This is a genomic window from Streptomyces sp. NPDC047706 (genome assembly GCF_043204795.1).
Classification (GTDB): Bacteria; Actinomycetota; Actinomycetes; order Streptomycetales; family Streptomycetaceae; genus Streptomyces.
This window is the reverse complement of the sequence record NZ_JBIDCW010000004.1, coordinates 318,316-337,654: the sequence shown is the minus strand read 5'-3', so window position 1 is coordinate 337,654 and position 19,339 is coordinate 318,316. Positions and strand designations below refer to the sequence as shown.

The window sequence follows — 19,339 nt, the reverse complement described above, 5'->3', positions numbered from 1 at the left end:
CAGATGAAACTCACCGTGGTCGGCGGCGGTTCGACCTACACCCCCGAACTCGTCGACGGCTTCGCCCGCCTGCGGGACACCCTGCCCGTCGAGGAGCTGGTGCTGGTCGACCCCGCGGCCGACCGCCTGGAGCTGGTGGGCGGCCTGGCCCGGCGGATCTTCGCCCGCCAGGGGCACGCCGGCCGGGTGGTCACCACCGCCGACCTGGACGCCGGCGTCGAGGGCGCCGACGCGGTGCTGCTCCAGCTGCGCGTCGGCGGCCAGGCGGCCCGGCAGCAGGACGAGACGTGGCCGCTGGAGTGCGGCTGCGTGGGCCAGGAGACCACCGGCGCGGGCGGCCTGGCGAAGGCGCTGCGCACGGTGCCGGTGGTGCTCGACATCGCCGAGCGGGTACGGCGCACCAGCCCGGACGCCTGGATCATCGACTTCACCAACCCGGTCGGCATCGTCACCCGCGCCCTGCTCCAGGCCGGGCACAAGGCGGTCGGGCTGTGCAACGTGGCGATCGGCCTGCAACGGAAGTTCGCGGCGCTGCTCGGGGCCGCCCCGGCCGACGTCCACCTCGACCACGTGGGCCTCAACCACCTCACCTGGGAGACCGGCGTCCGGCTGGCAGGAGAGGACGTCCTGCCCAAGCTGCTCACCGAGCACGGCGACACGATCGCCGCGGACCTGCGCCTGCCGCGCGAACTGCTGGACCGCCTGGGCGTGTTCCCGTCGTACTACCTGCGCTACTACTACGCGCACGACGAAGTGGTGCGCGAGCAGCGCACCAAGCCGTCCCGGGCCGAGGAAGTCGCCGCCATGGAGCGGGAGCTGCTGCGGATGTACGGCGATCCGGCACTCGACGAGAAGCCGGAGCTGCTGGCCAGGCGGGGCGGCGCCTTCTACTCGGAGGCGGCCGTGGACCTGGCGGCGGCACTGCTGTGCGGCGCCGGGAGCCCGCACCAGGTGGTGAACACGTACAACCGGGGCACGCTGCCCTTCCTGCCGGACGACGCGGTGATCGAGGTGCAGGCCGCGGTGGGCGCGGGCAAGGGCCCGGCGCCGCTGCCGGTGGCCACGGTGGACCCGCTGTACGCGGGACTGATGGCGAGCGTGACGGCGTACGAGGACCTGGCTCTGGACGCGGCGCTGCGCGGCGGCCGGGAGCGGGTCTTCCGGGCGCTCCTCGCGCATCCCCTCGTCGGCCAGTACGAGTACGCCGGCACCCTCACCGACCAGCTGATCGCACACAACCGGGAGCACCTCGCGTGGGCCTGACCGCACGTGTCCTCGCCGTCGACGCGGGCAACAGCAAGACGGACGTCGCGGTGGTGGCGGCCGACGGAAGCGTGCTCGCCACCGCGCGCGGCGGCGGGTTCCGGCCGCCCACCGTGGGGGTCGAGGCGGCCACGGACGTCGTCGCCGAGGCGGTGGAGCGGGTCTTCGCCGCGTCCGGGGTCACCTCCGTCGCGCATGTCTCGGCCTGCCTCGCCAACGCCGACTTCCCCGTGGAGGAGGAGCGTCTGGCGAACGCGCTGCACGCGCGCGCGTGGGGCGCGACCGTCGACGTCCGCAACGACACCTTCGCGATCCTGCGGGCCGGGGTGACCGAGCCGCGCGGCGTCGCGGTGGTGTGCGGCGCGGGCATCAACTGCGTCGGCATGCGGCCCGACGGACGCACCGCGCGGTTCCCGGCGGTCGGACGCATCTCCGGGGACTGGGGCGGGGGCTGGGGACTGGCCCACGACGCGCTGTACCACGCGGCCCGCGCGGAGGACGGGCGCGGCGGGCCGACCGAGCTGGCGCGGACCCTGCCCGCGCACTTCGGCTTCGACTCCATGTACGCGCTGATCGAGGCGCTCCATCTGGAGCAGGTTCCGCTGCTCCGGCGGCACGAACTGACGCCGGTCCTCTTCGCCACCGCAGCCGCCGGCGACCCGGTGGCCCGCGCTCTCGTCGACCGGCAGGCCGAGGAGGTCGTGAGCATGGCGACGGTCGCCCTGTCCCGGCTGGACCTGCTGGACGAGGAGACGCCGGTGCTGCTGGGGGGCAGCGTACTGGCGGCGCGTCATCCACAACTCGACGACCGGGTCCGCGACCTGCTGGCGGAACGGGCTCCGAAGGCGGTCCCCCGGGTGGTGACGGCGAGTCCGGTCCTCGGGGCGGCGCTGCTGGGCCTGGACCGGCTGGGGGTGGTGGCCGCGGAGGTGCGGGAGCGGGTGCGGGCCCACTTCGGGGGCTGAGGGGCGCGAGGGGGCGCGCCAGGGGCACGCACGTCGCCGGGTTCCACGGGAACCGAACCGATTCCACCGGCGTATTCATGGGCGGGGGGTGCTGCGGGACGCGCGAACCACCAAGATCCACGCAAGGCCGGTGCGGATGTCGGTCCCGGCAGCGATACTTGCGGCGACGGATGACCACGGGGGAGGTCAGGAGTGACACAACCGCCGAAGGGCAGCGCGGCGCCACCGGCGCCGGGCGTGCCCACCCAGCCCACCGTGCCACGCCGGCAGCCCTCGCCCGAACTCCCCCCGCCCGGACCGGCGCCGGCCGCCCTCGCCCCACGCCGTACGGCGTTCGCCGAGGGCGTGGAGCGGCTGCGCGCGGCCGCGACCACGGAGCCGGGGCGGCTGCGCATCATCGGCGCCCTCCTCGCCCTGCTGGTCGTGGCGTTCGGCGCCGTGTCCGCCTGGCAGGCCACGGACCGTGCGGCCGCCGCCGACGACGTGCTGAACAACAGCCAGCCCCTCAGCTCCGCCGCGGCCGACATCTACCGCTCCCTGGCCGACGCCAACACGGCCGCCTCCAGCGGCTTCCTGGCCGGCGGACAGGAGACGAAGGCGTCCCGCGAGCGGTACGAGAAGGACATCCGCACCGCGGCCGACAAGCTCGTCCTGGCGGCCGGCAACTCCGACCCGGACTCCCGTGCGGCGGAGACGATCACCAGACTCAACCGGCTCCTGCCCGAGTACAAGGGCCTCATCGAGCGCGCCCGTGCCAACAACCGCCAGGGCTATCCGCTCGGCGGCGCCTACCTGCGGTACGCCAACGACACGATGCAGACCGAGATGCTCCCGGCGGCCGAGGACCTCTACAAGTCGGAGAACGAGCGGCTGCGCGCCGACTACGCGGACGCGACGCCCTACCCCTGGGCGGCGATCGCCCTCGGCCTGCTCGCCCTGGGCGCCCTCGCCTGGGCCCAGCACCGCTCGTTCGTCCGGACGAACCGGGTCCTGAACCACGGCCTGGTCGCCGCCACCGCCACCACGACGGCCGTGCTGCTCTGGCTGGTCGTCGGCCACAGCGTGGCCCGCGCCGGCCTGAACGACTCCTACGACCACGGCGTCCGCTCCCTGAACGTGCTGCACGACGCCCGGATCGCCTCTCTGAAGGCACGCGGCAACGAGAACCTCACACTGGTCAGCCGGGGCGCCGAGACGGTCGAGGTGGGCGGCGAGTTCAAGGACAGGTTCGACGTGGCCTTCCAGGCGTCGATGAAGGACCTCGCCGCGCATCTCGCCGCCGCGAAGGACCTCGCCGACGACCAGGCGGGCCGGCAGCCCGTGCGGACCGCCGCGGGCAGCATGGAGGTCTGGCAGGAGCGGCACCAGCAGGCCCGGGACGCCGACGACGCGGGTGACTACCAAGCGGCGCTGAGCAAGATCATCGGTGCGAAGAGCGAAGAACCGACCGGCGAGTGCTTCGACAGCGTCGACCGCAGCCTGGAGACTGCCCTGGAGCACGAGAAGCTGGAGTTCGAGCAGTCCGCGGGCGCCGGCCGGAACGCGATGACCGGGCTGCCGGCCGGCGCGGCCGTGCTCGCGGTGCTGGGCGCGGCGGGCGCGCTGCTGGGCATCGGCCGCAGGCTTTCGGAGTACCGGTGAAAGGGGGCGTGACGATGCCTGCACGACGTTTGCGGGCCAGCCTGAAGGGCTGGGGCGGCGTGGGCGCCATGGCGGTCGTCTGCGCCCTCGCCGTGGCCTTCGCGCTGCTGCTGCCGCACACACGGCCGCACGGCGACGGCAGCACGGGCGTCGGCGGCCCCGGCGTGGCCGACGGCCGGCAGGCCAAGGCCGAGACGTGCGAGAACCCCCAGGACCGCAGCCTGCCCCCGTCCGGCGCCGAGGGCGACACGATCGCGGCCGTCAAACAGCGCGGCTACGTCTCGGTCGGCGTGGACCAGAACAGCTACCGCTGGGGCTACCGCGACCCCAACTCGGCCGCCCGGGACGTCGGGCTGGAGGGCTTCGACATCGACCTGGCCCGCCGGATCGCGCAGGAGCTGCTCGGCGACCCGGACCGGATCCGCTTCAAGGCCATCCCCACCAACCAGCGCATCCCCGCGATCCGCAGCGGCCAGGTCGACATGGTGGTGCGCACCATGACGATCACCTGCTCCCGGCTGGAGGAGGTCGCCTTCTCCGCGCCGTACTTCCTCACCGGCCAGCAGGTCCTCGCGCCCAACTCCTCACCGGTCACGGGCTACGACGACACGCTCGCCGGCAAGCGGATCTGCTCGGCGGCCGGTTCGACGGCGTACGACAACCTGGCGGCGGACCGCAGGTCCGGCAAGCTGCCCGCCTCCGCCGACATCTCCACCACCGTGCCCAACCAGCTCGACTGCCTGGTCCGGCTCCAACTCGGCGAGGTGGACGCGGTGGTGACGGACGGCGCGCTCGCCGCGAGCCAGGCCGCGCAGGACCCGACGGTGGAGCTGAAGGGCGACCGGTTCACCACGGAGTACTACGGCGTGGCGATGAAGAAGGACGCCGGCGATCTGGTACGCCGGGTCAACCGCATACTGGCGGACTACCGCTCGGACGGCGGCTGGAAGGCCTCGTACGACAAGTGGCTGTCCCCGACGCTGGGTAGGGACTCGGAGTCGGCGACCCCGCCGGCGCCGCGTTACAGGTGACCGTCCGGCAGCGAAGCGGCAGCACGGACCAGCAGACGAGAGGTGATCGATGGGCGGCACGGGAGCCTCCGGTCCTGCGATGGACCGGGACGAGGTGGACCGTGCGCTGGCGCGGCTGGGCGCGGAGCACGAGGCGATCGAGACCTCGCTGTTCGCCCTCCAGGACCACGCGGGCCGCCGCCTCCTCGAAGGCGCCGAGCTGACCGGCACCACCAAGGAGCGCTGGGCGGCCACGGAGGCGTCGATCTCCCTGCTGTGGGCGTACTTCGACGCGTACAGCGACGCGCTGCGCACCGCCCGTGACATCCGCTCCCGCCGCCGCTGGTCCAGCCGCGAGGACCTGGTGGAGCTGACCGACCTGCTGCGCGGCGAGTCCGTCACGGTTCCCGGCGGCGCCGCCGCGACGGCGAACGCGCCGACGCTGCCCGGCTCGCGCAAGCTCAGCGAAAGATTCACCCTGGTCACGCTCGTGGAACGGATGAACGAGCTGTACGCCGGGGCGCTGGACATGGTCGTGGCAGCCGACGCGGTCTGGTCGGCGCTGCCCGCCCGGATCGATCTGCTCGCCGCCGAACTCCAGCGCACCCGCAGGCTCGCGCACTCCGTCGGCGTGCGCCCCGGCGAGCATCCCGCGGGGGACGACCTGGAGCGCATCACCCGCACCCTGACCCGGCTGCGCGAGCAGGTGGTGTCCGACCCGCTGGCCTTCTGGCTGCGTGCCGAGGGAAGTTCGGCACCGGGCGGCGGCAGGCCGGACACCAAGGTGTACGACCGGGAGGCGCGCGCCCTGGAGGAGGTGCGCCGGGAGATCGACGCCGTGCTCGCCGTGCGCAAGGACGCCGAGCAGCGGCTGGTGAAGCTGCGGGACGTGCTCTCGCGTGCGGACCGCACCCTCGCCGAGGCGCGCACCGCGCGCGGGGAGGTGCTCGCGAAGATCGCCGCCACGGAGGTGCCGGTGGTCGGCGGCCCGCCCACCGTGCTGCAGGAGCAGCTGGCGACGGCCGCCGAGTACCGCAGGCAGGCCCAGTGGCACCGCCTGTCCCCGCTCCTGGAGTCCCTGGAGCAGAAGGCGGAGGACGAACTGCTTCGCGCCCGCGAGTCGTTGACGGCGGTCACCGCGCCGCTCGCGGTCCGCGCCGAGCTGCGCGGCCGGCTCGACGCGTACAGGGCGAAGATCGCCCGGCACGGCCTGGCGGAGGACCCGCTGCTGATCGAGCGGTACGACGCGGCCCGCCGGATGCTGTGGAGCGCGCCCTGCGACCTGCGGGTCGCCGAGCAGGCCGTGCTGCGCTACCAGCACGCGGCGGCCGAAGTGCTGGGCACCGCACCGCGGGTGCCGCAGCAGAGCGGTCCGCCCGAGTTCCAGGAGCGCCGGGGGGAGTCGCCGTCATGAGTCAGGCACAGCACAGCTGTCAGCGGCCGGGCTGCGGGGGCGGCTACGAGGACGTCGGCGGCGGTGAGCTGTACTGCGACACCTGCGGCCTGGCCCCGGTGGTGTCCGCCAACGGCATGGTCGGCTCCCCGCCGACCGGTGCCACCGGTGGCGGCAAGGGCTCGGCGGCGAGCGGCAGTTCCCGCTCAGGCTCCCGCGGCAGCTCCCGTACGTCGTCGCAGTCGTCCAAGTCCCGGCGCTCCGTGTCGGGACGCCTCTCCCGCTCGCTGTCGGGCCGGTCCTCGAACCGCTCGGTCTCGGTGCGCAGCTCCGGCTCCACCGCCGGCTCCTCGACCCGCGGGCGGCTGGGCGCGGGCCTGGTGCAGGTGCCGCAGGTGCCGCGGCCCGACCCGCGCTCGATGGTGCTGGACAACCCTGAGGTGCCGGAGCGGAAGCGGTTCTGCTCGCGGTCGGACTGCGGGGCGCCGGTGGGCCGCGGCCGCGGTGACCGCCCCGGGCGCACGGAGGGCTTCTGCACCAAGTGCGGGCACCCCTACTCGTTCGTGCCGAAGCTGACCTCCGGCGACATCGTGCACGGCCAGTACGAGGTGGCGGGCTGCCTCGCGCACGGCGGGCTGGGCTGGATCTACCTCGCCGTCGACCGCGCGGTCTCCGACCGGTGGGTGGTGCTCAAGGGCCTGCTGGACACCGGCGACCAGGACGCGATGGCCGCCGCGATCTCCGAGCGGCGGTTCCTCGCGGAGATCGAGCACGCCAACATCGTGCGGATCTACAACTTCGTCGAGCACCTCGACCAGCGCACCGGCTCCCTCGACGGGTACATCGTCATGGAGTACGTCGGCGGCAAGTCCCTCAAGGAGATCGCCAACGCCCGCCGCACGCCCGGGGGGCGGCGCGACCCGCTGCCGGTGGAGCAGGCGTGCGCGTACGGCATCGAGGCGCTGGAGGCCCTCGGCCACCTGCACAGCCGCAATCTGCTCTACTGCGACTTCAAGGTCGACAACGCCATCCAGACCGAGGACCAGCTCAAGCTGATCGACATGGGCGCGGTGCGCCGCATGGACGACGACGAGTCGGCGATCTACGGCACGGTGGGCTACCAGGCGCCGGAGGTCGCGGAGGCCGGCCCGTCGGTGGCGTCCGACCTCTACACGGTGGGCCGCACGCTCGCCGTCCTGACCTTCGACTTCCAGGGCTACACGAACGTGTTCGCCGACTCCCTGCCCGACCCCGACCACATCGAGGTCTTCCGGCAGTACGAGTCGTTCTACCGGCTCCTGGTCCGCGCCACCGACCCCGACCCGGCCCGGCGGTTCGCCTCCGCGCAGGAGATGTCGGAGCAGCTGACGGGCGTGCTGCGGGAGGTCGTGTCCCTGCAGACGGGGCGGGCGCGGCCCGCGCTCTCGACGTTGTTCGGACCGGAAGTACGGGTGACGGACACGGAGTTGTTCCCGCGCTCGGCGGGCGAGGTGTCGCGGCTCGGTGCACGCGTGGGGACCGCACGCCGGGCCACGCCCGTGACCGGGACCACCGCCGGGGGGCCGCTCCCGGCCGGGGGCGCCCTGCACGCCGTCACCGGCGGGACCGGCGTGGTCAAGCCCGTCGGCACCGGTGCCGCCGCCCTCGCCCTGCCCGTGCCCCGCGTCGACCCGGGCGATCCCAACGCCGGTTTCCTGGCCGGGCTGATGGCCACCGCGGCGGCCGAGCTGCTCGGCGCCCTCGCCGCCGCGCCCGTTCCCTCGGTGGAGACCCGGCTCCGCCAGATCCGGGCGTGGCTGGAGAGCGGCGACTCCGAGGCCGCGCTGGACGCCCTGCGCGCGCTGGAGGAGGAGCAACCCGACGACTGGCGGGTCGTCTGGTACCGCGGGGTGGCCGCGCTGGCCACCGGCGACCACGAGGGCGCCGCCCTCGCCTTCGACGCGATCTACGACGCCTTCCCCGGCGAGACCGCTCCCAAGCTGGCCCTCGCCCTGTGCGCGGAGGTGCTCGGCCAGCTGGACAACGCCGCCGAGTACTACCGCCTGGTGTGGACGACCGACCCCGGCTTCGTGAGCGCCGCGTTCGGGCTGGCCCGCGTCCAGCTCGCCACCGGCGACCGGCACGGCGCCGTGCGTACCCTGGAGTCGGTGCCGGAGTCGTCCATCCACTACACGGCCGCCCGCGTGGCCGCCGTGCGGGCCCGGCTCCGGCAGCGGACGGCCGCCCCCGGCGACGTACCCTTCCTGGAGGATCTGACCGCCGCCGCCGGGCAGGTCGAGGCGCTGGACGCGTACGGTCTGGACCCGACCCGGCGGGAGCAGTTGGCCACGGAGGTGCTCGGCAGTGCCCTGGACTGGATACTCTCCGGTGGCCAGGATTCTGCCCCTCACACCGCCGGGGGGCGGACGCTGCTCGGCAGCGGCCTGGACGAACGCGGGCTGCGCTTCGGCCTGGAGCGTTCGTACCGCACGCTGGCCCGCCTGGCGCGGGGCGGCGAAGAGAGGATCGACCTGGTGGAACGTGCCAACCGTTACCGCCCCCGGACATGGGTGTAGTTGATGTCGCAGATGCCCCAGCTGTCCGCCTGCCCGAGCTGCGAGGAACCGCTCGAGTCGGGTGACCGTTTCTGCGGTGCGTGCGGATACGACCTGTCCGCCGTGCCGCCACGGCCGGACGACAACCCGACCCTCACCATGAACGGCTCGGGGGCCGCACCGGCCGCCCAGGCCTCCGGCCGGCCCGGCGCCGCCGGCCCGGGCAGTTCCGGCCCACCCCCCGCGACGCATCTGCCGGCCGACCTGCCGGGCACGGACCCGGGCGGCTCCCCCCTGCCCCCGGCCGCCCCCGGCCACTCGGCGACAGGCGTGCGGTTCGACCGGCCGGCGGAGCCCGAGGAGTACGCCCTGCAGGCCCCGGACCCGCGTGTCACCGCCGACGCCACGGCGTCCGCCGACCCCGCGACGGTGTGTGTGGCCTGCCGCGCGGGCCGCGTCGACCACGACGGCTACTGCGAGAACTGCGGGCACGCCCAGCCGCGCGAACGCGACCACATGGAGCAGGAGACCGGGCCGCTGGCCGCGGTCAGCGACCGCGGTCTGCGCCACCACCGCAACGAGGACGCCTTCGGCATCGGCCGCACCGCGCTGCCCGACGGCTCCGAGGCGCTGGTCGCCGTCGTGTGCGACGGGGTCTCCTCGGCGACCCGGCCGGACGACGCCTCCCTGGCCGCCTCCCGCGCGGCCAGCGAGTCGCTGCTGGCGGCCCTGCCGCGCGGGACGCACCCCCAGCAGGCCATGCACGACGCCATCGTCGCCGCCTCGCACGCGGTCAACGCGCTGGCTGAGGAACCCGCCACGGCCCGCGAGCACCAGCCGCACCAGAACGCCCCCGCCTGCACCCTGGTCGGCGCCGTGGTCACCGCCGGTCTGCTGGTGGTCGGCTGGGTCGGCGACAGCCGCGTCTACTGGGTCCCGGTGGACCGCGGCGCGCCGGCCGCCCGGCTCACCGAGGACGACTCCTGGGCCGCGCAGATGGTCGCCGCGGGCCTGATGAGCGAGGCCGAGGCCTACGCCGACGAGCGCGCCCACGCCATCACCGGCTGGCTCGGCGCGGACGCCTACGAACTGGAGCCGCACACGGCTTCCTTCAAGCCCGACCGCCCCGGCGTGGTGGTGGTGTGCACGGACGGCCTGTGGAACTACGCGGAGGCGGCCGAGGAGATGGCCGGCGTCCTGCCGCCCGACACGGCGGTCCGGCCGCTGCACGGCGCCCGCGTCCTCGTCGGTCACGCCCTGGGCGGCGGGGGCCACGACAACGTAACAGTGGCCGTCCTGCCGTTCCCCGCACCGTCGCAGGGGGCAGGATCGGCCTGAGGCCGCGCGCGGAGGCCTGGGAAGGCTGGGCGGACCGGAGGGGACCGGTCCGCGATTCCGTCGTCGCCCCACCTCCCGTGGGGTGTTCAAGGGGGATTTGAGTACGTATGGCCAACTTCTCGAAATCGAACGTGCCGCAGTTCTCGGTGGACGTGTACCAGAACGAGTACCTCCCGGAAGGCGGCCGGGAGGTCAACGCGATCGTCACGGTGACCGCGACCGGCGGCGGCACCGTCGGAAGCGCCGTCGCGGCCCCTCACCTGTACTCGCCGGGGCAGGGCCCGTCGGCGGCCGTGGCGATCATGGTCGACTGCTCGGGTTCGATGGACTACCCGCCGACCAAGATGCGCAACGCCCGGGACGCCACCGCCGCCGCCATCGACACACTGCGCGACGGCGTGCACTTCGCGGTGGTCGGCGGTACGCACGTGGCCAAGGAGGTCTACCCGGGCGGCGGCCGGCTCGCCGTCGCCGACGCCACCACCCGCGAGCAGGCCAAAGGGGCACTGCGCAGGCTCGCCGCCGGCGGCGGTACGGCGATCGGAACCTGGCTGCGGCTCGCCGACCGGCTGCTGTCCTCGGCGGACGTGGCGATCCGGCACGGCATCCTGCTCACCGACGGCCGCAACGAGCACGAGTCTGCGCAGGACCTCAGGACCTCGCTGGAGGCAAGTGCCGGGCGCTTCACCTGCGACGCCCGGGGCGTGGGCACCGACTGGGAAGTGAAAGAAGTCACAGGCATCGCCTCCGCCCTGCTCGGCACCGCCGACATCGTCGCCGACCCGGCCGGACTCGCCGCCGACTTCACGCGGCTGATGGAGACCGCGATGGGCAAGGAGGTCGCGGACGTCGCCCTGCGCCTGTGGACCCCGGTCGGCACGGCGATCAGGTTCGTCAAGCAAGTCGCCCCCACCGTGGAGGACTTGACCGGCCGCCGCACCGAGGCGGGCCCACGCGCCGGGGACTACCCCACCGGTTCCTGGGGAGACGAGTCCCGTGACTACCACCTCTGCGTCGAGGTCCCGGCCGCGCACCTCGGCCAGGAGATGCTCGCCGCCCGCGTCTCCCTGGTGGTCCCGCAGCCCGACGGCACCGCCCAGAACCTCGGCGCCCAGGGTCTGGTACGCGCCGTGTGGACCGACGACATGGCCGCCTCGACGTCGATCAACCCTCAGGTCGCCCACTACACCGGCCAGGCCGAACTGGCACAGGTCATCCAGCAAGGGCTGGAGCTGCGCAAAGTGGGAGACTTCGACGGAGCAACGGCCAAACTGGGCCGCGCCGTTCAGCTCGCCGGAGCCTCCGGGAACGCGGACACCGCGAAACTCCTTGCGAAGGTGGTGGACGTGGTCGACGCGGCGACAGGTACTGTGCGACTGAAGGCGAAGGTCGCGGAGGCCGACGAGATGACACTCGAAACCAGGTCGACAAAGACTGTTCGTGTAAAGAAGTGATCTGAAACAAAGCGAGCCCGACCCCCGGGGGTTGGAGAAATCCGGTCAAAACGGCCGGAACAGGAGAGGGGGAAGCGCCGACATGCCGACCTGCCCGAACGGACACCAGTCGGGTTCCGACGACTGGTGCGAGGTCTGCGGTCACCGCATGGCGGGTGCCGTGCCTCCACCCCCTCCGCCGCCCCCGGGCGGCGGCTACGGCTTCCCTCCGCCGCCCGGCCCGTCCGGCGGACCGGACACCGGCCGGCCCGGAGCGCCGCCGGAGCTCTGCCCGCAGTGCCGCACGCCCCGCGAGGGCGGCGCACCGTTCTGCGAGGAGTGCCGGTGGAACTTCCTGACCAACACCGCGACCTCGTACACCCCCGCGGCACCGCGCCCGCCGGCCCCGCAGTTCCAGCGCCCGTCCGGACCGCCACCGTCCTTCGGGGGCGGTGACTCGTACGAGTACCAGAGTTCGCGTCCGTCGCAGATGAACCGTCCGGCCGAGCCGATCCCGCCGGGGCCGCCGTTCGGCGCCGAGACCGGGGGGCCTTCCGGGGCTTTCGGGCCTGGTGGTTTCGGTGGGGAGCGGCCGGGGGCCGGTGGGGCCCCTGGGGCTCCCGATTCCTCCGGTCCGTCCGGTCCGTCCGCCTTCGGTGAGCGGCCCGGCCCCTCCGGCCCGCCCGGATTCGGGGGCGAGCGCCACGGGGGCCCTGGTCCCTCCGGCCCGCCCTCGTTCGGTGAACGCCCCGGGGGTCCCGGCGGTCCCGGTCCTGCCGGCCCGCCCTCGTTCGGTGAACGCCCCGGGGGTCCCGGCCCCTCGGCCTTCGGTGAGCGGCCCGGCCCCTCCGGCCCACCCGGATTCGGGGACGAGCGCCACGGGGCGCCTGGCCCCTCCGGCTTCGGCGGCGACCCGTCACGGCCGGTTCCCCCACCGCCCCGGCCGACCCCGAACGCCGGTCCCGGGGGACCCGGCGGTCCCAACGGTCCCGGTACGCACCCGGGTGCCCCGCAGGCCTTCCACCGGTCCGGCCCGCCCGCCCCGCCCGCGTTCCCGCACGAGACGGGCCGGCCACAGCCCGGCGGCCCGCCCTTCGGCGGCGGTGACGACGACTGGGTGCTCTCCCCGCCGTCCTCCACCGGCCCCGGCGGCCAGGGCGTCCCGGGGCAGCCCGGTGGTCCCGGACAGCCGGGCGGCTACGGCTATCCGCACCCCGGTAACCAGCCCGGACCCCCGCCCGGTCCCGCCGCCCCGCAGCGGCCGGCGACCTGGACGGCGACCATCGGCCCCGACCGTGAGTACTTCATGGCGATGATGCAGCGCTCCGGCCCCGAGGCCGCGGGCCTGAACCTGCCCGCGTACTCCCCGGAGCAGCAGCGCACGCTCACCGGCAACCAGGTCACCATCGGCCGCCGCCGGCACTCCACCGGCGACACCCCCGACATCGATCTGGCGGTGCCGCCGGAGGACCCGGGCGTCTCGCACCAGCACGCGGTGCTCGTGCAGCAGCCGGACGGCAGCTGGGCGGTCGTCGACCAGAACTCGACCAACGGCACCACGGTGAACGGCTCGGAGGACCCGATCCAGCCCTTCGTGCCCGTGCAGCTCCAGGACGGCGACCGCGTGCACGTGGGCGCCTGGACGACGATCACGATCCGCCGCGGCTGACGGGGCGGGCGGGCGACGGTTCAGGCGGGGAGGGGCCAGGCGTACGGCCCCTCCGGCTCGTCCAGCCACGCCCACCCGCGTCCGCCGGCCACGGTGATGCCGTACCGCTCCCGCCCGGGCCGTCCCTCGCGCTCCCACATCGCGTACGCCTCCTGCGGATCGAGGCTGCCGCGGGTGAGGGCGAGCAGGAACCGGAAGAGCTCCTGCTCCCGCCCACGGCGCGGCACCGCACCCAGCCCCGCCGGCTCCTGTCCGGACCGCCCGGTGCCGCGCAGCGGGACGAAGTAGGCGGGCGTGTGCAGGAAGTGCCCCTCGGCGTACCCGGCGTCCCGCACGGTCAGCGCGATCAGCCCGGTGGCGAACGGCGTCAGGATCCGGCCGCCGGGACGGCACTGGGCGAGCCACGCGGGCGGGATCGACGCGAGCGCGCAGGTCGCGATGATCCGGTCGAAGGGAGCGCGTTCGGGCACCCCGCGCGCCCCGTCGCGGGTCACGACCACCGGGCGGTACCCGGCGGCGTCCAGATGCCGGCGGGCCGACTCGGTGATCTCCGGCTCCAGATCGACGGTGGTGACGAGAGCCCCGTCGCCGAGCCGGTGCGCGAGCAGCGCCGCGTTGTAGCCGGTGCCCGCGCCGATCTCCAGCACCCGGTCGCCGTCCTCCACCCGCAACTCGGTGAGCATCATCGCCATCAGCGAAGGCTGGCTGCTGGAAGAGACCAGCTCCCCGTCCCGCAGCCGGGTCGCCAGCGGGGTGTCGTCGTAGGCCCCGCGCACCCAGCGCTCCCGGGCCTCCGGGTCGGGACTCTCGCCCCAGCGCCGCTCGTAGCCGCCGAGGGCGCCCACGTAGTAGTACGGCACGAAGAGGTGCCGGGGCACCGCCGCGAAGGCCTCCCGCCACACCGGGTCCGCGGCCCACGCCCCGCTCGCGTCGATCTCCCGCACCAGCGCGGCCCGCGCCGCGGCGGCGACAGCTTCCAGATCCCTGTCGAGTGCGTGCGCGCCCATACGTCCACTGTGCTGCGCTTCGGAGCGCGAGGCGAGTACCCGGGCCGCGGGGTGGCTGGTCCTAGGCCTTGAGTCCTGGTCCCCCGCGTCTGAGAGCATGGACGGGTGAATGAGATTCCGCGCGGCACGCTTCAGGAGCAGACCTTCTACGAGCAGGTCGGCGGGGAGGAGACCTTCCGCCGCCTGGTCCACCGCTTCTACCAGGGAGTCGCCGAGGACCCGATCCTGCGGCCGATGTACCCCGAGGAGGACCTGGGCCCTGCCGAGGAGCGCCTCACACTGTTCCTGATCCAGTACTGGGGCGGCCCGACGACGTACGGCGAGAACCGTGGCCACCCCCGCCTGCGCATGCGGCACGCGCCCTTCGCCGTCGACCGGGCCGCGCACGACGCCTGGCTGAAGCACATGCGGGACGCCGTCGACGAGCTGGGGCTGTCCGAGGAACACGAGCACACGCTGTGGAAGTACCTGACGTACGCGGCGGCCTCGATGGTGAACACCGCGGGCTGAGAGGGTCCTCACCCGCTCCCGCGGGCGTCAGCGCACGCTGACGCCCAGCATCCCGAGCCCGGCACGCCGCACCGCGATCGACCCGTACGGCGTGCGCAGCCGCAGCCAGGCACCCGAGGAGAACAGCGCCAGCTCCCCGGCCCCGGCCGCGGGCCGCAGGAATCCCAGCGACTGGGCGGCATGCACGGCCCGCACGGGCAGGGGGGTGTTCCCGACGGTCCGGGACCAGATCTCCCGGCCCAGCCGGTCGAGTTCGGCCCGGGTACGGCCTTCCGGTGGCAGTTCCTCCGTACGCGCCCGGAATTCGGTCACCACGGCGGCGACCATCGCCAGCAGGCTCTTCGCCCCCGGCAGACCACGCTCCGGCCGCCAGCCACCACGCGGGGGCAGCACCCCCGCCCACGGTGGCCCGGTCACCGCTGCCGGAACGGCCGCCGTCGCCGCCTTCTCGTCCACGGACTCCAGCAGCTCACCGGCGGACACCGTCACGTCGAGGGTGACGTCCAGCCCGTCCTCGTACGGCTTGGCCAGCCGCACCGCCCGGATCGCCAGCACCTCGAAGGAGGGCGGCCGGCCGAAGACGGCGAGCGCGGTGCCCGCGGCCTGCAGGCGCACCGCCGCCCCACGGTCGTAGTGGAGCAGCCGGGAGAGGAAGGCCGCGAGGTCCGCCGCCTCCCCCTCGTCGGCGAGGTGGAGCACCGTCATGCGGCGACGGCCTCCTCCGCGTCATCCATGTAGCCCTCGAGGAACTCGCGTTCCTCCCCGGTGATCCGGCGCGGCCGCTGCGCCTCGAAGTCGAACGGCACGATCACCGTCGAGGCCCGTACGTAGATCTGCTCGCCGTCCTTCACCTCGTAGGTGAGGGTGAAGGAGGCGGCCCTGATCTCCGTGACCCACAGCTCGACGTCCACCGGGGCGTGCCGGTGGACGAGCTGCCGCTTGTAGTCGATCTCATGGCGCGCCACCACGGACCCCTGCTTGAACTCCTTGTCCGGGCGGAACAGGAAGTCGATACGGGCTTCCTCCAGGTACCGGAGGAACACCACGTTGTTGACGTGGCCGTACGCGTCCATGTCCGCCCAGCGCAGCGGGCAGCGGTAGATGTGCCGCAAGAGATCAGCCCCGGGTCAGCTTCTTGTAGGTGGCGCGGTGCGGACGGGCGGCGTCCGCACCGAGCCTCTCGATCTTGTTCTTCTCGTACGACTCGAAGTTGCCCTCGAACCAGAACCACTTGGACTCACCCTCGTAGGCGAGGATGTGCGTGGCGACACGGTCGAGGAACCACCGGTCGTGGGAGACGACCACGGCGCAGCCGGGGAACTCCAGCAGCGCGTTCTCCAGGCTGGAGAGGGTCTCGACGTCGAGGTCGTTGGTCGGCTCGTCGAGGAGCAGCAGGTTGCCGCCCTGCTTGAGGGTGAGCGCGAGGTTCAGCCGGTTGCGCTCACCGCCGGACAGGACACCGGCCGGCTTCTGCTGGTCCGGACCCTTGAACCCGAACGCGGAGACATACGCCCGCGACGGCATCTCGACCTGCCCGACGTTGATGTAGTCCAGCTCGTCGGAGACGACGGCCCACAGCGTCTTCTTCGGGTCGATGTTCTCGCGGCTCTGGTCGACGTACGAGATCTTGACGGTGTCGCCGACCTTGATCGTGCCGGAGTCGGGTGCCTCCAGGCCCTGGATCATCTTGAAGAGCGTGGTCTTGCCGGCGCCGTTGGGGCCGATGACGCCCACGATGCCGTTGCGCGGCAGGGTGAAGCTGAGGTCGTCGATGAGGACCTTGTCACCGAAGGCCTTGTTGAGGTTGTTGACCTCGACGACGATGTTGCCGAGCCGCGGCCCCGGCGGGATCTGGATCTCCTCGAAGTCCAGCTTCCGCATCTTCTCGGCCTCGGCGGCCATCTCCTCGTACCGGGCCAGACGCGCCTTGGACTTGGCCTGGCGCCCCTTGGCGTTGGAGCGAACCCATTCGAGTTCCTCCTTCAGCCGCTTCGCCCGCTTGGCGTCCTTCTGCCCCTCGACCTTCAGACGGGTCTGCTTGGTCTCCAGGTACGTGGAGTAGTTGCCCTCGTACGGGTAGGCGCGGCCGCGGTCGAGTTCGAGGATCCACTCGGCGACGTTGTCCAGGAAGTACCGGTCGTGGGTGATGGCCACGACGGTGCCCGCGTACTTGGCGAGGTGCTGCTCCAGCCAGTTCACGGACTCGGCGTCGAGGTGGTTGGTGGGCTCGTCGAGGAGCAGCAGGTCGGGCGCTTCCAGCAGCAGCTTGCAGAGCGCGACGCGGCGCTTCTCACCACCGGAGAGGTTGACCACGGGCCAGTCGCCGGGCGGGCAGCCCAGGGCGTCCATGGCCTGCTCGAGCTGGGCGTCGAGGTCCCACGCGTTGGCGTGGTCCAGCTCCTCCTGGAGCTTGCCCATCTCGTCGAGCAACGCGTCCGAGTAGTCGGTCGCCATCTGCTCGGCGATCTCGTTGAACCGGTCGAGCTTGCCCTTGATCTCGGCGACACCCTCCTGGACGTTCTCCAGGACCGTCTTCTCCTCGTTGAGCGTGGGCTCCTGCATCAGGATGCCGACGCTGTAGCCCGGCGACAGGAACGCGTCACCGTTGGAGGGCTGCTCCAGCCCGGCCATGATCTTCAGCACGGTCGACTTACCGGCGCCGTTCGGACCGACGACGCCGATCTTCGCCCCCGGCAGGAAGTTCAGGGTGACATCGTCGAGGATCACCTTGTCGCCGTGCGCTTTGCGCGCCTTGCGCATGGTGTAAATGAACTCAGCCAAGAGAAACCGTCCGGCAGCTTGAATCTGGCAGTGGGCAGATACACCCCATCTTGCCGTACCGCCACCCCTGTGAGGAAACGCGTTAGGCAGAGAGTCTCTGACCTGGGGTTTCTTGGATGGCGGCTTCCACCCGGCTGTCACCTTCGGTCGTCCTTGTCAGCCTCGATCGCCCTCGCCCGGCCAAGCGACGGCCCAGCTGGGCTGGCGAAATGAGTCGCCTTCGTTGTCAGTGCGTGCCGCGGCGCCGTGTGAACGACCCTGCCGGGAACTGCCCGGCGGGTCAGCGCTGCTTCCTCCTGCGGACCAGGGTCAGTGCCGCCCCGCCGATCACCACCAGGCCGATGGCCACGCCCGCGATCGCCGGGGTCGTGTCGGAGCTGCCGGTCGCTGCGAGGTTGACGTCCGCCGAGGTACTGCCGATCGTCGCCGGGCTCGGCTGGGTGAGGATCTGGGTCGATTCGCCGGCATCGGACGCCTCTGCGGCCTGGGTACGGCAGTCGAGGACGCCGGTGAAGCGCTTCTCGTAGTCGCCGGGACCGGTGATGGTGAAGTCGTACGCCTGGTCCTCCTGGAGCGGGACGGTCACCGTGCGGGTCTCACCGGGCGCGATGGAGTACCCGGTGTCCATCACCTCGAAGGTGAACGCCTCGTCACCCTCGTTGACAGCCGTGATGTCCACGCCGCCCGCGGCGCAGTTCTCCGTCGCGGACAGTGCGGGTACCGCGCCTTTCTTCGCCCAGTTCGCACCCGCCGTCGCCGTCACCGTCGACTCGCTGGAACCGGCCAGGATCTGCGTCTGGCTTCTGGTCTCGGAGGCGAAGGCGCGGCCGACCGGCACCGTCGTGGAGGCGTGCACGGTCAGCTCTGCCGAGCCGTCCGCGGTGTCCTCCGGCACCAGGAAGAACAACTCGCTGCCGTCCTTCACCGTCGTGGCGTCCTTGCCGTCCCTGCCGACGATCCGCACACCCCTCGCCGCGGCGTCGGCCGGAGGGGTCACCGTCACGCTCTCCGCGTCGGTGTCCACCGTCACCGGGCCGAGCAGTCCGCCCGGGTGGCCGGAGAGAGCCGGCGGGTCGAGTGTCAGCGACGCCTGGGGTTCCGCCACGTCACGGGCGTTCTTCTCCAGGTAGTCCGCGAGCTTCTCGGCCTCGGGGTCGACGGCCTCCACGTCCACGGCGTCCGAGTACCGCCAGATGGCCACCTGCGTGCCGGCCGCCGCGTCCTGCTCGCTCAGGCCGCCCCGCACGCCCGCCTTCTTCGCCAGCGACGCGAGGTCGTTCACCTGCGGGTAGGAGTGCTGCAGAATCCAGCGGATGCGACCGGAGTCGTCGTTGGCCCCCAACGACGTGCCGCTCCAAGGCGTCTCGTGGTACTTGGCGTCCTTCTGCGTGGGGTTGTGGATGTCCACGCAGTAGGTCTGCAGCATGCCGCCGCCCTCGACGGACATTTCGAACAGACCTGCCGAGATCTCCAGGTCACCCTCGTCGGAGTGCACCACCGCCGCTCCGTACGTCTTCAGGCCGCCTATGGTGGCGGTCGCTCCGCCCTGGGGCTGCGCGGGCGAGGTGCCTGCCGCGGCAGGGCCGACCGCCACGAGGACGGCGCCGGCAGCCAGTCCGGACGCCAGCGTCACAGCGGCGAGGCGGGCTGCGCCTCGCCCGCACACGGACAGTGCGGAGAACGAAGAAAACACAGAATTCCCCTTCGAGCAGGACCCGTTGACGTGGGGGGTACGGTCCCACCAGCAGAATCTCAAGCCACAAGAGCCATGTTCGGCATCCTAGGGATGCGGACA

General features: G+C 72.9%; 15 protein-coding genes. 10 read left to right on the top strand and 5 right to left on the bottom strand.

What is annotated here, in order from left to right:
* The first annotated feature begins 3 nt into the window (after window positions 1–3).
* From ACGF8A_RS07095 to ACGF8A_RS07055, 9 genes are all read left to right on the top strand, one after another.
* Window positions 4–1,263: a 6-phospho-beta-glucosidase gene (locus ACGF8A_RS07095; protein ID WP_393105077.1), complete on the top strand. Its 1,260-nt coding sequence runs from the start codon at window positions 4–6 to the stop codon at window positions 1,261–1,263.
* Complete coding sequence (locus ACGF8A_RS07090; RefSeq protein ID WP_393105075.1) at window positions 1,254–2,228, top strand: N-acetylglucosamine kinase; 975 nt, start codon at window positions 1,254–1,256, stop codon at window positions 2,226–2,228. Before ACGF8A_RS07095 ends, ACGF8A_RS07090 begins: the two co-directional genes overlap by 10 nt.
* Before the next feature lie 192 nt (window positions 2,229–2,420).
* Window positions 2,421–3,869, top strand: a complete 1,449-nt coding sequence (locus ACGF8A_RS07085; protein WP_393105073.1) for a hypothetical protein — start codon at window positions 2,421–2,423, stop codon at window positions 3,867–3,869.
* A gap of 14 nt (window positions 3,870–3,883) precedes the next feature.
* A complete protein-coding gene (locus ACGF8A_RS07080) occupies window positions 3,884–4,900 on the top strand; it encodes a glutamate ABC transporter substrate-binding protein (RefSeq protein ID WP_393105071.1) in 1,017 nt (338 codons plus the stop codon).
* A 49-nt stretch (window positions 4,901–4,949) separates the two neighbouring features.
* Complete coding sequence (locus ACGF8A_RS07075; RefSeq protein WP_393105069.1) at window positions 4,950–6,293, top strand: hypothetical protein; 1,344 nt, start codon at window positions 4,950–4,952, stop codon at window positions 6,291–6,293.
* Entirely contained in the window at window positions 6,290–8,827 is a 2,538-nt protein-coding gene (locus ACGF8A_RS07070; protein WP_393105067.1) for a tetratricopeptide repeat protein, read from the top strand. The genes ACGF8A_RS07075 and ACGF8A_RS07070 overlap by 4 nt, the downstream gene beginning before the upstream one ends.
* A gap of 3 nt (window positions 8,828–8,830) precedes the next feature.
* Window positions 8,831–10,144: a protein phosphatase 2C domain-containing protein gene (locus ACGF8A_RS07065; RefSeq protein ID WP_393105065.1), complete on the top strand. Its 1,314-nt coding sequence runs from the start codon at window positions 8,831–8,833 to the stop codon at window positions 10,142–10,144.
* Window positions 10,145–10,251: 107 nt separating this feature from the next.
* Window positions 10,252–11,598 carry a VWA domain-containing protein gene (locus tag ACGF8A_RS07060; protein WP_393105063.1) on the top strand — a complete coding sequence of 449 codons (1,347 nt, stop codon included), beginning with the start codon at window positions 10,252–10,254 and terminating at the stop codon, window positions 11,596–11,598.
* 82 nt (window positions 11,599–11,680) lie between these two features.
* Entirely contained in the window at window positions 11,681–13,246 is a 1,566-nt protein-coding gene (locus ACGF8A_RS07055; RefSeq protein WP_393105061.1) for an FHA domain-containing protein, read from the top strand.
* A 20-nt stretch (window positions 13,247–13,266) separates the two neighbouring features.
* Here the strand turns inward: ACGF8A_RS07055 and ACGF8A_RS07050 are convergent, their stop codons facing one another.
* Window positions 13,267–14,253 carry a methyltransferase domain-containing protein gene (locus tag ACGF8A_RS07050; protein WP_393105059.1) on the bottom strand — a complete coding sequence of 329 codons (987 nt, stop codon included), beginning with the start codon at window positions 14,251–14,253 and terminating at the stop codon, window positions 13,267–13,269.
* 105 nt (window positions 14,254–14,358) lie between these two features.
* Between ACGF8A_RS07050 and ACGF8A_RS07045 the strand changes: the two genes are divergently transcribed.
* Window positions 14,359–14,763, top strand: a complete 405-nt coding sequence (locus ACGF8A_RS07045) for a globin (protein WP_393105057.1) — start codon at window positions 14,359–14,361, stop codon at window positions 14,761–14,763.
* Window positions 14,764–14,790: 27 nt separating this feature from the next.
* Here ACGF8A_RS07045 and ACGF8A_RS07040 read toward each other — a convergent pair whose 3' ends face one another.
* The 4 genes from ACGF8A_RS07040 to ACGF8A_RS07025 all read right to left on the bottom strand — a co-directional run bounded on the left by ACGF8A_RS07040 (window position 14,791) and on the right by ACGF8A_RS07025 (window position 19,237).
* Window positions 14,791–15,468: a hypothetical protein gene (locus ACGF8A_RS07040; protein ID WP_393105055.1), complete on the bottom strand. Its 678-nt coding sequence runs from the start codon at window positions 15,466–15,468 to the stop codon at window positions 14,791–14,793.
* A complete protein-coding gene (locus tag ACGF8A_RS07035; RefSeq protein WP_393105053.1) occupies window positions 15,465–15,875 on the bottom strand; it encodes an acyl-CoA thioesterase in 411 nt (136 codons plus the stop codon). Before ACGF8A_RS07035 ends, ACGF8A_RS07040 begins: the two co-directional genes overlap by 4 nt.
* Window positions 15,876–15,879: 4 nt before the next feature.
* Complete coding sequence (gene ettA, locus ACGF8A_RS07030) at window positions 15,880–17,544, bottom strand: energy-dependent translational throttle protein EttA (protein WP_393105051.1); 1,665 nt, start codon at window positions 17,542–17,544, stop codon at window positions 15,880–15,882.
* Window positions 17,545–17,824: 280 nt separating this feature from the next.
* A complete protein-coding gene (locus ACGF8A_RS07025; protein ID WP_393105049.1) occupies window positions 17,825–19,237 on the bottom strand; it encodes a Cys-Gln thioester bond-forming surface protein in 1,413 nt (470 codons plus the stop codon).
* Between the last annotated feature and the right edge of the window lie 102 nt (window positions 19,238–19,339).